Origin of the sequence: Paenibacillus hexagrammi, assembly GCF_021513275.1 — a bacterium.
Classification (GTDB): Bacteria; Bacillota; Bacilli; order Paenibacillales; family NBRC-103111; genus Paenibacillus_E; species Paenibacillus_E hexagrammi.
Genome location: NZ_CP090978.1, coordinates 1,243,401 through 1,257,022, shown reverse-complemented (window position 1 = coordinate 1,257,022; position 13,622 = coordinate 1,243,401). Strand labels below are relative to the sequence as shown.

Genomic DNA, 13,622 nt, shown 5'->3' with positions numbered 1-13,622 from the left:
CCTCCAGATTGAACGCAGCTCAGGTGACTGCAATGACTCTTGTGGATAGTAGCCGTCGTCATGAAGACAGCCTCTTAGTAAAATTTGTTCTTGCTGTTGAAAATAGGGAAGAAACGCTGTCATCGCCTCTTCGTCCTTCCGCTGATACTCCTTGCCCTTGGCGTATGGTTTATGCACGAATGCTTCATAAAAGGAAGCGCCGGTTGCAGAGGCACATCATATAATTGTCGAACCCTTTGATCCAAAGCGTACCAGATGTTCAAGCCTTCCCTATCCACATCTCCGAAATAATAAAAATGATGCCCGCTCGCACAATCAAGCGGAAGCTGCATCGGCAACAGCTCGATACTCTTGATAATCTTCTTGCCGCAGCCATAAATGAGCGTGCTAAATGGCATGAACGGCAATTCCTGCAGCAGCGCTTGGTACGTCGTCTTATTCTCCACGATAAAATGAAGATGATGAGCGTTCGCTAAGCTGCGCGGATTCACAGCCATCATTAGAGGGTCCGCCGCCGGCACGATCCGCAGCTTGTCCCAAATTTTAATGCGTTCCAAGAGCTCTTTACCCTGTCCCTCTGAGATCCATTTTTCATTCCGAACCAGTTCATAGCTTCTTTCGGGAGCCGGCACTGTTGTGCTTGGCAAACCATGCCGCTTTAAGTAATCGTCAATTTGCTGCAAATAGGGAAGGTCTTGAAGCCATTCTGCTGCATCCAGGGAATAGTAAGCATCCAGGCTGATAGCTTCATGCATATGGAGGCGAGCGCGGTGCACCTGTTCTCGCACATCCTGCATGAGTACTGATCTTGCTAGTTTATATTGATAGGCTAAGGAAGGCTGCCTCCCCGTTCGCCCCTTACTCTTCATGATTTCTAAAATCCCATCAGCCTCAAGCTCGAGCACGGCTCCCGCAAACTGATCATACGAACAGGCATTGCCAGGAAACAATGCTTCCAATTCCGTCAAGGAGATCTTGGCTTTCTTATATGATTGAAGGAAATGAATAATCTTTGGCTTGGGGTTCATCTAGTACGTCTCCTGTACGTGAGTTTAAAGTACAGTCTATTATAACAGAGTTTTTATCATGGATAGGATACGATTCGAAGGGATTTTGTGGCAAGGGATTGAAAACGAGCAAGACATAGATTCATATGCCCATCCAGATTACAGTTAGCCTCTAACTGGGACCCATATTAAACCGAAAAAGGAACACAGCCTGATCTGCCGTGTTCCTGTCCTATAAGAGGGCATTATTTGATCCCCAGACTTGCTGGATCGGGATAGATATGATTTGATATTTATTTTTGTGCTTCACTGTTGAATCATGTGCTCTTCCCGATACTGACCTGGGCTGATGCCGACATGCTTCTTAAATACATGACAGAAGTACCTTTGGTTATCGTATCCAACAGATTTTGATATTTTTGATATTTTAAGGCTGCTTTCCCTAAGTAATTGCTTCGACTTTTGGATTCGTAGAGAAGTAGTGTACTCTAAGATCGTTTGTCCGGTCGGTTTGGAATATAAATTGCTGATATACGAGCTACTTAGGTCAAATTGCTCCGCCAGTTGATCCAACTGAAAATTTTCACAGTAGTGTGTCTCGAGATATGTTTTCATTTCTTGGACCAATTTTTCCTTAAGGGTCGTTTTCGTTACATTCAGAAAGAACTGCACATGATTCATCAATTCCTGGCATTCCTTCATCAATAACGACCAGTTCGAAGCTTGCAGCATCGTATCAATGAGCTTAGAGCGGTCTCCAATCACTTTTTCGATGTTAACGCCATAATCTACCTCGATGATATCCATCATCCGGTTTGCCCACTGCACGGCTGTCTTCTTCATGACCGGAGGAGTGATCCAACCACTCGATCCCTTCTCCTTCCATAACTCGAGCATGTTTTCGAAATTTCTAGAATTAGGGAGTATACCCTCAGACCACTCCGATGCAAATTGATCGGATACACAAGAGATTTCCAACCATCTATTACCATCTACCACCGTAGTATCAAAAAACAGCCCCATTTGGCATGCTCCATCAGCTGCTAAAAAAGATATATGAGCATCCATAATATCTCTGACTACCGTACCGGTTCCAAACACGAGTGACGAGCAATCCGGTGTAACGTCATACGAGAACGTGGTTACTGCCATGTTCAGGGTTTCCATGAATTGTGCCGGATCATCCAGTGAATTCATACAGAATAAGATGATTTTTTGCTTTTCATAAAGAAAATCAACCTTTATTCCCTTTGTAGAGAAAAATCCAATAGGGAGTCTGTAAAACCATTAGCTTTCAGACGTTCAAGCCAATGAGCCGCTGTGCTGCTTATCACAATAACGGAGAATAGGGTATAAGGCTCTAACGGCTTATGATTAAACGAGGGACACGTTCCGTGGACTACAAGATCTGTAAGTACGGCCCGGTCCAATGCTTCAGCAATCTGACGTTCCGGCTTTTCTAATTTCCGTTCTAAACGGCTAATGGCCTTCTTCACTGTATTGGCGACCTCATCCAATTCCACTGGCTTTATGAGGTAATCAACAGCTTCCAATTCAATGGCTTCCTTGGCATAAACAAACTCAGAATACCCGCTTTCGATAATGAACTCCGCCTTGCTTCCATGTTCCTTAGCCGCTCGAATTAGCTCAAGTCCGTTTAAGCCAGGCATCCGAATATCCGTTAGCACGATATCCGGCTCCATTTGGATAATCTGATCCAGGGCATGTTTACCATTAAACGCGGTTCCCACGATCCGAACTCCGTAATCATTCCAGTTAATGATGGTTGATAATGCTTCCACAACCAACTGTTCGTCATCCACTATGAAAAGTTTATACATGATGTACGCCTACCTTCATTTCATGATTCATTTCATAATGCCGATTACAAGTGTTACTTTGGTTCCGACGCCTGGTACACTGTCCACGGAGACTCCATACTCCTGACCGTAGTGAAGCTGAATTCTTTCCTGAATATTCTTCAAGGCATATCCGCTTGGTCGAGCTGTGGTTGAATCAAAGCCCACCCCATCATCCTCAACTTCAAAAACGAGTGAATGCTCATTTTTTCGTCCCCGGATGTAGATGTTCCCTTTTTCTTCTTTCAACTCGATTCCATGATAGATAGCGTTCTCCACGAGGGGTTGAATCAGCAGCTTCAGCATTCTGTCCTTCTCAATTCCCGGTTCCAAATCAATCTCGACATCGAATCTCCCACTGTAGCGGATATTCTGAATCTCCAGATAGTTCTTTACTTGATCAATTTCATTGCCGACTGTTGTAATATACTCGCCATTATTTAAACTGAGTTTGAAAATGTTGGACAGCGACATGACCATCTTCGAAATGTTCTTAGCCCCGATTTTCTCCGCCATCAAATAGACGGAATTCAGCGTATTGTAGAGAAAATGGGGGTTAATGTGACTCTGCAGGGCAAGCAGTTCCGCTTCTTTTTCTTTCAGCTTCGCTTCCATCAGCTTATCCATCAATTCCGAGTTATTCCGAAAAATCCGCACAAACTGGTTACCGATCCTGCCGATTTCATCTTGTTCTTTAAATCGAATTCCTTCTATTTCTTCCCGCCTTGCTGCCTTCCGTGCCACGGATGTCAGGATAGTCAGCTGCTTCGTAATTCTATCGGATATGAGGAAAGCGCCTCCAGCCGCCAGTAAAAAAGCCAGCAATGTTAATCCAATCGTCAGATTGCGAACGAATGCGATTTCCGAATTGATGCTGTTATACGGAATCATGCTGACTACTTTCCATTGAGTACTGGCGTTCGTATCGAACGTGATTACGTATTTTTGTCCATTCATCTCTTCGATGCGAGTCCCTTTGTCAGGTAAAGAGGATATAATGTTCAAATCGTGTTCGTTTAGCGGATTTTGCAGCCCGATTTGGGAGTTATTATAAATCACTCTGTCCTGCTCCAGAATCAATAAGTTCCCGTTAGCGGGTTTATTGATATCACGGAACATGTCGTCGAATACCCGCCGGTCTATAGAGATGATGAGCAAGCCGATCGGTTCCAGCGTGTCCAAGTTGTTCAACCTCTTGCCATAAAGCAGCAGATCAGGCGTTTTGAGAATCTGGAACTCCGTATTGTTTAGCCATATTCCTCGACCTTGCAGTGTATCAACTTGACGGTACCACTGGGAATGGGTAACAGCCCCGTAGATGTTTTCATTTGTTGTCGCATCCCACTGATTCGTCACGATTAAATCCCGCTGCGGACTGCCGATATACAAGTAGCGGATATACGATTTATTATTGGTCATATTGATGGCAAAATCCCGAGTTACGGTCTGCAAACGATAAATTTCCTTGAAATTCTCTTTGTTATACGTCAGGAAAGACTGCACGTCCCGCGAAGACAGCATCAGCTTGGAAATGCCCTCTACATCGTTAACGAACGTCTGAATGTTCCAATTGATCGAGCTGAGCAAATTGGTGGTCGTATCCGAAAATTTGTGCTCGATGACCTTACTTAGATAAACAAACGTGAAAGAAGCGATCAAAATAAGCGGCACTAACGAACTGATGACGCACAAGATAATTATTTTGCTTCGAATGCTACTTGCAAGCAATGGACGGGTCCATTTCATAATAATTCCCTCTCGGCTGTAGATGGATGATGGTCTTTTTACTTATTATAACTCCAGCCGCAAAGGTTTGGGATGTCAACCTTTGGTAGCTCCTGCCGTCATCCCTGAAATCACGCTTTTGTTAAATACGAAATATACGAGCAGCGTCGGAATTGTGGTTAAACTGATCACAGCAAATGTCGCACCCCAATCCGTCAATCCATACTGACCGATGAAATCCATCAATCCGACGGGGATCGTCCGAAATTTCAAATCGTGGATAAACGTGTTGGCGAAAATGAACTCATTCCATATAAAGATCAGATTCATAACAGCTACCGTAACGATCGTATTGCGGGATAACGGGAAGATGATTCGCAAAAACAGCTGATAGATCCCGCATCCGTCCATGACAGCAGCTTCCATAATCTCATTGGAAATATATTTATAAAAGCTGACGAACAGATACACGGAAATTGGCAGCGCAAAGCCAACCTGCGGCAAGATTAAGGAAGTCAGCGTATTAATGAGCCCCGTCTTGTTATAAATCATAAACAACGGGATCAGAACTACCTGAATCGGAATCATGATGCCGCACAGAAAGAGGAAAAGCAACCCTTTATTCCATTTGAAACGCATCTTCTCCAGCACGAAAGCCGCCATCGCACTTAGCACGATAATGAACACAACCGACGAAACGGCAACGATCAAGCTGTTCAAAAAGTACGTGCCGAGATTCCCTTTGTTCCAAACGTTGATATAATTCTGAAGAGTGAAATGACTTGGCAAACTGAGCGGATTATTGCTTGTAAATTTGCGCGGGTCTTTAAAGCTGGATATAAAGATCCAGACTAATGGGTATATTTGGATGATTAACAAGGCTAAGGAAACGAGCAGCAGGATAGCCTTAGACTTTCGGGAAAGTTTCATCTTCCTTGTCTCCTTAAGATTTTTCGTCCATCATTTTGCGTATAAAAGCAACTGCGAGCAAACTTTCGATTACAATAAACACAGCCATTGCGCTGCCGTACCCATAGTCCAGGCGTGAGAAAGCCGTTTTGTACATGTAAGTTGGCAGAAGCTCAGTCGCTCGGCCGGGGCCTCCATTTGTCAACAAGTACGGAATGTCGAAGCCTTTGAGTGCGCCCGTCGTCGCCATGATAATCGTTACCATCAATACCGGCTTGATCATGGGGAACTTAATATGGAAAAACAGATTCCAGCTAGAAGCCCCATCAATGTGCGCTGCCTCTTCCACATCCGATGGGATCGAAATCAAGGCGGTGAATAAAATAATCATATACAGTCCGATAAATCTCCAGCCTTCCGGTACGGATACGGCAGTGAGCGCCCATTTTAAATCGGTCAGCCACGGCCGGGTCCAGACTTCCAAACCGAATTTTTGCAGGACATAATTCAGTATACCGATCGGTTCGAACGAAAATATGCTTTGGAACAACTGGGAGATCGCGACGGATGTAATAATGGCAGGTGTAAAATAAAGTGTCTTGAACAGTTCTCTCCCCTTATGAATCGTAGTCAGGAGCATCGCAACGAGCAGTCCAAGGCAAACTTGCATAAACACGATAATCGCGACGTACACCATATTGTTCTCGAAAGCCTTCCAGAACGTCTTGTCATGAGTCAGCATTCTAACGTAATTATCAAATCCGATGTACTTCATCGGCGAGATGCCATCCCAAGAGAAAAAGCTGTAATACATGGACCATAGGATGGGAGCCAATACGGTAAACAGATACACAACAAGCGCCGGAAATAAGAAGACAAGTATCGCTTTCCGATCTCGAAGTATTTTTTCCATGCCCTCACTCATTCCTTTTCGAATATCTTGTATGGAGGCCAACCCGGATAGCCAGGTTGGCCAATCCCATTGCTATTTGAAATATTTCGGCGCGTTTTCTTTAATAGCCTCGTCCATCTCATGAGCGAAATCCTTCGGGTCCATGGCGCCCATGCCTAAGGCGTTCAATTCATTGCCCAGCATTTCGTTTGTCGCAGGGTCGAGTCTTGTATCCCAAGGTACGGCGAATACAGTACCGGATTTCGCAATTTCATCTTGGATTTTGTAAAAGATATCCGGCATACCGTCCATTTTGGCTAGTGAGTACTTGAATGGGGAGAATTGACCTTTCTTCGTATAGGCTTCCGGATATTTATCGAGCAAATACTTCACGAATCCTTTCATATTATCGTCGAAGGTATCCTTGTTGAACGCGAGACCGATACCCGAGTTAATGAAATAATCATTAGGAGCCGTTTTTGCGCCGTCAAGTGTCGGCATCAGGAAGTACCCGATATTGTCCTTCATCTCAGGACTAATCTTATCATTGGCAAAGCTCATCGTTTCCCAGGATCCCATGTAGTAGATTGCTGTTTTGCCTGCTAAGAACAAGTCCCGCGCCGCCGTGTAATCGGTCGAAGCAAATCCTTGCTGGAAGTATCCTTTCGAGCCGAGATCGTGAACAAAATTAATTGCTTCCATACCGGCAGGATCTGTAAACGATGCTTTTCCTTGCTTGACGTTCTCAATGAAATCGTTGCCCGTCATGCGGAACGGTTTGAGGGCCAAGTAACGCAGAACCGGCCATTTATCCTTCCCGTCTACAGCGATCGGCGTAATATTGTGAGTCTTAAGCGTGTCGGCGATTTTCATGAATTCGTCGAACGTAGTCGGCGGCGTGATACCGAGATCCTTAAACATCTTCATGTTATACCAGAAAACCTCGATGCCAAATTCCAGCGGAAGCGTATACATGCTGCCGTCTGCAAACTGCTGATATTGAAGAGCGATTGGACGGAAATCATTAGATTTACCGAGATCCTGAAGCAGCTGCTTCGTGTCAACGAGCTTCCCCCGCTCGACCAGCTGGGCGGCGTAAGCATCGGAATCTGTGTCGAACATATCCGGCATCTCGTTGCTTGCGATCAAGGTTCGAAGTTTCTGTAAATAAGACGGTCGGTCACCGGTTCCTTCAATAACAAGTTGAAATTCTGGATGCGTCTTCGAATATTCCTCTGCAATTTCTTTTACGGTAACGGCTGGAGCGCCGTTGACATCGCGTCCTACAAACCATTTGTATGTTTTCTTTGCAGGTTTTTCGTCAGCAGCGGCTGGGCTTGCTTGTCCTGAGGCCGCGTTCTGTGTTGCATTGCTTGCATTGTTTGCATTGCAGGCGCTAAGCAGAGGAATGACGATTACAACTGACAGGGCAAGCGCATACCATTTCGCATATCGTTTCATTGGGTAACCTCCTTATGATTGAGAACCGAAAGTTCAACTTGTTCAAAGGCTGCTCGGCCTTCTTGGACAAAGAAACCCCAGTTGCCTTCTTTCATGTTGTAAAGTCTAGTGGTCATCGCTACTTGATGATTCAAATATACTACGCATACGGAATTTTCGACGAGAATCTGGATTGTATACGTAGTGCCGGCCTTCAGATCGATCGGTGTTTCCAACTCCACTGCATAAGGCTTATCTCCTGCAATGTGCCACTGCGCCTCACCCTTAACTCTTCTGGGCCAGCAATCGAATACGAGGCGGTTGTGCATCGGTTCGATGCGAATGTAATAGCATTCATCCATATCGTCACTTGCTCTTAGCATAACACCACATCCACGAGTGTGATCTGTGAACGTCACATTCGCCGTAATCTTGCAGGTGGAGGGCATCGCTCCTGCCGAAATGCAAGCAAACGTTTCATCTGCTTCCACGGCTGCGGAATTCCCAGCGGTTCTCCATTCTCCAATCCGTGAATGAAATTGAAAATGTTGCTGTGTCCCAAAATGCTGGTCCAGCGTATCCGGAATACGGACAGTCAGCGTCCCGTCGGGCTGCTGGACTACCTCATGTACAACCAGATTGCCGGCCCACTGCCAATCGCTGAAGTCATTTTCATTCTCCTTGCTGGGTACCCAACCGAAGGCGTACCTTTTTTCTCCATCGCCCCACGTCTTGGCGGCGTAAAATGCGCGCCCGTCGAACGCGTCATGTTTCGGAGCCTCCCATGGGCCGCTAAGAGATTTACTCATCCGGTAATGGGTGACAAAACGGTCCGAGAACGTAGAATATACTAGGTACCACCATTCACCGATTCGAAACAGGTCCGGACATTCATGGGTCACATACAGCTTCGGATCCCAAAACGGCTCGCGAATTTCCCACGACTTCAAATCCTTCGACGAACAAAGCGCAATGCAGCCTCTACGTCTCGATGGTCCTTCCTTGAGTCTAGCGGCAAGCAGCATCCAGTATTCCCCTGCTTCTTCGTTCCAAAACACGAACGGGTCCCGCCAGTCATGCCTCTCATACCGAATCCCGTCGGAATAGAACGTGTCCTCCGGTAGCTTCGTCCATGTCTCCATATCTTTGCTGACAGCATGCATCACACATTCAAGCGGTACGCCATCCTCGCAAAATGGACTGTAAAGATTTTTCCCGGTATAGAAAAGATGATATTCGCCATTCGCTTCAAGGATAGAACCTGTATAGCAATTCATATCCTGCTCATCGATTCTGCCGTGTTTGAGTGTTTCCCCCATCTCTTCATACTTAACAAAATCGCTGGTACGCAGTTCGAACCAAGAAGTTCCTTCACCGTACGTTTCTTTATTCTCTCTCCAATCGTGAAGATAGAACAGTCGGTAAGTCCCGTCCTTGTAGAAGGGAATTAAATCTCCCACCCAAGCTTTATCAGGTTTGTAGAATAGGTTTGACATGTAGCGACCCCTTTCTGTTGTTGTACCTTTATTATAGAACGACCTAGAAAGCGCTTTAAATTCAAACATATTTGTTATATGTTCAATATTTTTGGATTTACTCTTCAGAAGTCGGTAAGGAGGAATAGCCAACAAGAATTGCTGTGAATATTTGTAACACTCAATAAGAAAGCAGTACCCCTGGCTCTGATTCGTAGCCAAGAGTACTGCAAAGTAAGATTATTCTATAATCATCAGTGCTACTTCCATACAGGTACACTCACATCATCCAGATTAATATGCCCCCAACCTCCGCTAGCGTTATCAACTAGCTTGATATAGCAGCTTTTTCCAATATATGGCCAAGCGTCCCAGGAGTACCTATTGTATCCGTCCCAATTCATGCCGGTTGTCTTCATCCATTCAGTTCCTGTAGCCGCATCAACTAAAGCGGCATACAGATGATTGCTATCGTTGCCCCCGGCAAGCAGGAAGCTGATTTGACCGTTACCGCCTAAAGTAAAGGTCTCTGAGCGGAGCTCACCTACAGGCGAATCGGCGCCTGCGCCGTTATTAAAGCCCCAGAGATGATAGTTCCCCTGATGATTGAACGGGCCTCCCCAGAAAGTGGCGGCGGAGGTAACATCCGCGTTATTGAAGGCCGTACCGCTTACAACGGTCCAACCCGATAAATTTCCTGTTTCAAAGCCCGAATTGGTCAAATCCCGCGTTGCTGCTGCATATAAAACATTCTGGAATATAGACGTTCCGTTCCATACATTCAACCCTAATCGTCCGCTGCTGAATGTTGTATCCGTTACATTATGAACAAGATTGCCGTTCAAATACACTTTAATATTGGCTCCATCGGCAACTACCCGCAGTTGGTAAGCGGTATTGAATGAGAGAGGTGTTGCATATTGACCAAGAACCGTAGCACTGCCATTTACAAATTTAAAAAGCTTTACAACCTGATTCTGAACATCGACATTCGCCACATAAGCGTTGGCTCCAGTTGCATCGGACCGGAATACCAGGGCTCCTGCGCCTCCCGTAGTCACCTTAATGGATGCGGAATAATCGACATACCAGGCAGTTTGAGCACTTAGTGCAAATGCATCCCCCGTGTTGGTTCCCTGCTTGCCTGAAGCCGTATTGCTCCAAGTTCCGCTTTGCACCGCCATGTTAGGGAGGTTGGATAGTAGCCCCGTTACACCTGAAGTGTACACATTCCTGAATTCCGTGCTCGAATTCCAGACGTTAAGTCCGAAGTATCCGCTATCGTAAGTTGAATCATTCACATTCAAGGCAAGCGTTGTCCCTAGGTAAACCTTGATATTCGTTCCCGAGGCAACTACTTTCAAATGATAATCGGTGCTTGTGTTAAGCGGTGTTGCAAACTGGCCGATCACGGTTGTCGTGCCGTCTCCGTTCAGCTTGAACAGCTTGACGACATCACTCCGCGTATCGATGTTAGCGACATAGCCTCGGGTTGCATTACTGTTCGCCCTGAAGACGAGGGCGCCTGCTCCATCACTGCTGCCTAATACTTTCACATCGGCTTCGTAAGTGAAGTTGCCACCCATTTGCGAGCTTAGCGTGAAAGCATCTCCCGTGCTCCGGCCGCGTTTTCCCCCGACCGTATCCGCCCATTTGCCATTGATCGTCACCCAGCCTGATAAATTGGATACAAACGGGGTCGTACCCATGCTTTTATTCATCGGATAGATGTGTAATGAATTCAAGGTCACATTCCCGCCGATTGCATACAGTTCCATGCCTTGACTGGAACGGTCGGGGAAAATGAGATCGGATATCGAGACTTTGCCGTCATTGCCAATCGCTTCAACGGACTGACGATCTACAAAAAAATGCATACGTATCTTACCATTCGAATCAGGAGTCAGAGGCGCCTCATGCTTGTAAGCAAATGTCGGTTGGAAGCCGGTCACGCCGGAGAAGGAACGATCTACAAACAGCTTTGAATTTGTTTTGTTGTAGCTGATCGAAGTGAATTGAGTGCCGCCTTTGCGCACTTTAAAGCCGAATTCGGATGCTGTCGCCGTATTGGCCTGGAATTCAGCGATCACCTCAAAGGCATCTCCGGATTTTGCAGAAAGAATGTTCGTTCCCGGGGAAATCGTCGTCGGTCCCCAAGCGCTGTCCGTTCCACGAAGTGTGCTAAGCTCTTGGACAGGAACCTGCTGCAGCCGTATGCCCTCAGGATATGTCTTCAGCTTTAATTCTCTTGGTATGCTCATGGAGCTTCTCCAGGTAGACGCTGGAATGATCGTGGCATAGTTCCAGTTATTCATCCAACCTAGCCAAATTCTTCTACCATCCGTCGACGGAATATCACTCCAGCTTACTCCCGCATAATAATCAGGTCCGTAATCATTCCAAAGTACCGTTGACGCCGGATTACTGTTCGTAAATACGTTCCCGTTGAAATCACCGATAAAATATTGCATGCCTGAACCGCCGGCGACCCCTCCGTTGCCGATACTAACCTCCATCACCCATTTCGTGTTGGCCGGATTGCCGTCTACCGCAAGCGGAAATAAATCAGGGCATTCCCATACACCGCCATGAGAACCCTGGTCGGCACCGAAATCACTGGCAAATGTCCAGTTCTTCAAGTCGGGAGACGTATAGATTTTGACCCGGTCATTCGCTGCAAGTGTCATGATCCATCGGTTCGTCGCTGCATGCCAAAACACCTTGGGATCGCGAAAGTTATCAATGCCCGGATTGGGAATAACAGGGTTGCCGGCGTACTTCGTCCAAGTACGTCCTTTGTCCGTGCTGTAAGCGATGCTCTGCTGCTGCGAGGTGCCGTTATGTGTAAAAATAGCAACCATCGCCTCCGCACCGAAGCCTGCTGTGTTATTCCAATCGATGACGGCGCTGCCGGAAAAAATATCTCCTATGGAGTCCGGATATAGCGCAATAGGAAGCGTCGTCCAATGTACCAAATCCGTGCTCACGGCATGCCCCCAATGCATCGGTCCCCATACCTCTCCATCCGGGTAGTACTGATAAAAAAGATGGTACTCACCTTGGTAGTAGACCATGCCATTCGGGTCATTCATCCAATTGGCCTGTGGCGAGTAATGATACTGCGGGCGGTAGGTCTCATCGTAGTAATTGTAAGGATTGTCAGCCGCATAGATTGGCTGCGCCAAGAAAAGCGTGAGCCATAAGAACAAACAGGTACCTGCCAGCTTATAAAGATAATCTTTCATTCATATTCCTCCCAAAATGTATAATTTGTAAGCGGTTACAAATACCACATATAAAAAGGAGGTCTGAAAGCTATCCAGCACATACAGACTTCCTTCTTGTTGCTTATCTTACATATTTCCCAGCATACGCTGAACCTCTGACAAACCGGGCATAGCAGGCAATGCACCTTGCTTTGAGGCTACAATCGCTCCCATCGCATTTCCAAATGTAATCATGCTTTCCGTATCCGCACGACTCCATTCATTCATAGGCTTGCTCATCTGTAAAACTTGGAACAGAATACCTCCCAAAAAAGCATCACCTGCCCCGTTTGTATCAACAGCTTTTACACGAAAACCACGGACATGACCTGTGATCTCACCGGTACGATAGAAGCAGCCTTGCTCCCCCAGAGTGACCAGAATACATGGGGTCCCATATAAGCTATAAAGCTGCTGCGTACCGTCTTCCAGCACGTCCGTGCCTGTTAAGAACGTTAATTCCTCCTCAGAAACCTTAAGGATATCTGCATAAGGCAGGCAGCGCACAATTTGTTCTTTTGCTTCCTCAGCGTTGTCCCATAAATTCATTCTTACGTTAGGGTCGTATGAGATCAGCAGCCCCTTCTTCTTGGCATAGGAAACTGCCTCATGCGTTGCCGACCTGACAGGCTCATGAGTCAATGATACCGATCCGAAATGAAATATGTTAGCTCGGTCAATGAGACTGTAATTGATTTCATGAACCTGAAACATCATGTCTGCACCCGGCCTGCGGTAAAACGTAAAGCTCCGTTCCCCATTATCGCTTAGCGTAACAAAGGCAAGTGTCGTATTCACGTCCTTCGAAAATACCAACCCTGACGTATCAATCCGCTGCGCCTTCAGCACACTTTCCAGATAATGTCCGAAGTCGTCGCTGCCGACTTTTCCGATAAAGGCTGTTTGTCTACCTAATGCCGCAAGTGCCGCAAGCACATTAGCAGGTGCTCCCCCCGGATTTTGCTGAAATAGCGGTGACCCGGTCAGACCCGGCTGTTGCGGCGTAAAATCAATTAATAACTCCCCAAGTGCAACGACATCACACACCC

10 protein-coding genes are annotated in these 13,622 nt (G+C 46.3%); all 10 read right to left on the bottom strand.

Annotated features, from left to right (window positions below; genetic code table 11):
- Positions 1-119 precede the first annotated feature (119 nt).
- On the bottom strand, positions 120-1,028 hold the full coding sequence (locus L0M14_RS05625; RefSeq protein WP_235121229.1) for a Wadjet anti-phage system protein JetD domain-containing protein: 909 nt from the start codon (positions 1,026-1,028) through the stop codon (positions 120-122).
- Between the two features lie 285 nt (positions 1,029-1,313).
- Positions 1,314-2,159 carry a helix-turn-helix transcriptional regulator gene (locus L0M14_RS05620; protein ID WP_235121228.1) on the bottom strand — a complete coding sequence of 282 codons (846 nt, stop codon included), beginning with the start codon at positions 2,157-2,159 and terminating at the stop codon, positions 1,314-1,316.
- 89 nt (positions 2,160-2,248) lie between these two features.
- Positions 2,249-2,848, bottom strand: a complete 600-nt coding sequence (locus tag L0M14_RS05615) for a response regulator (protein ID WP_235121227.1) — start codon at positions 2,846-2,848, stop codon at positions 2,249-2,251.
- Positions 2,849-2,875: 27 nt separating this feature from the next.
- Entirely contained in the window at positions 2,876-4,612 is a 1,737-nt protein-coding gene (locus L0M14_RS05610) for a sensor histidine kinase (protein WP_235121226.1), read from the bottom strand.
- Between the two features lie 75 nt (positions 4,613-4,687).
- On the bottom strand, positions 4,688-5,521 hold the full coding sequence (locus L0M14_RS05605; protein ID WP_235121225.1) for a carbohydrate ABC transporter permease: 834 nt from the start codon (positions 5,519-5,521) through the stop codon (positions 4,688-4,690).
- Positions 5,522-5,534: 13 nt separating this feature from the next.
- Entirely contained in the window at positions 5,535-6,413 is an 879-nt protein-coding gene (locus tag L0M14_RS05600) for a carbohydrate ABC transporter permease (protein ID WP_235121224.1), read from the bottom strand.
- A gap of 72 nt (positions 6,414-6,485) precedes the next feature.
- Entirely contained in the window at positions 6,486-7,853 is a 1,368-nt protein-coding gene (locus L0M14_RS05595; RefSeq protein WP_235121223.1) for an ABC transporter substrate-binding protein, read from the bottom strand.
- Positions 7,850-9,328: a glycoside hydrolase family 32 protein gene (locus tag L0M14_RS05590; protein ID WP_235121222.1), complete on the bottom strand. Its 1,479-nt coding sequence runs from the start codon at positions 9,326-9,328 to the stop codon at positions 7,850-7,852. Before L0M14_RS05590 ends, L0M14_RS05595 begins: the two co-directional genes overlap by 4 nt.
- Before the next feature lie 239 nt (positions 9,329-9,567).
- Positions 9,568-12,552: a GH32 C-terminal domain-containing protein gene (locus L0M14_RS05585; RefSeq protein WP_405030821.1), complete on the bottom strand. Its 2,985-nt coding sequence runs from the start codon at positions 12,550-12,552 to the stop codon at positions 9,568-9,570.
- Between the two features lie 108 nt (positions 12,553-12,660).
- The gene (locus L0M14_RS05580; protein WP_235121221.1) at positions 12,661-13,620 is read right to left on the bottom strand and encodes a PfkB family carbohydrate kinase; all 960 of its coding nucleotides are present in this window, start codon (positions 13,618-13,620) and stop codon (positions 12,661-12,663) included.
- Between the last annotated feature and the right edge of the window lie 2 nt (positions 13,621-13,622).

Coding starts and splice junctions, on each gene's coding strand:
- L0M14_RS05590 (WP_235121222.1), bottom strand. CDS start 9,328: ATGTCAAACCTATTCTACAAACCTGATAAAGCTTGGGTGGGAGATTTA.
- L0M14_RS05595 (WP_235121223.1), bottom strand. CDS start 7,853: ATGAAACGATATGCGAAATGGTATGCGCTTGCCCTGTCAGTTGTAATC.
- L0M14_RS05620 (WP_235121228.1), bottom strand. CDS start 2,159: ATGGCAGTAACCACGTTCTCGTATGACGTTACACCGGATTGCTCGTCA.
- L0M14_RS05610 (WP_235121226.1), bottom strand. CDS start 4,612: ATGAAATGGACCCGTCCATTGCTTGCAAGTAGCATTCGAAGCAAAATA.
- L0M14_RS05600 (WP_235121224.1), bottom strand. CDS start 6,413: ATGGAAAAAATACTTCGAGATCGGAAAGCGATACTTGTCTTCTTATTT.
- L0M14_RS05625 (WP_235121229.1), bottom strand. CDS start 1,028: ATGAACCCCAAGCCAAAGATTATTCATTTCCTTCAATCATATAAGAAA.
- L0M14_RS05605 (WP_235121225.1), bottom strand. CDS start 5,521: ATGAAACTTTCCCGAAAGTCTAAGGCTATCCTGCTGCTCGTTTCCTTA.
- L0M14_RS05615 (WP_235121227.1), bottom strand. CDS start 2,848: ATGTATAAACTTTTCATAGTGGATGACGAACAGTTGGTTGTGGAAGCA.
- L0M14_RS05585 (WP_405030821.1), bottom strand. CDS start 12,552: ATGAAAGATTATCTTTATAAGCTGGCAGGTACCTGTTTGTTCTTATGG.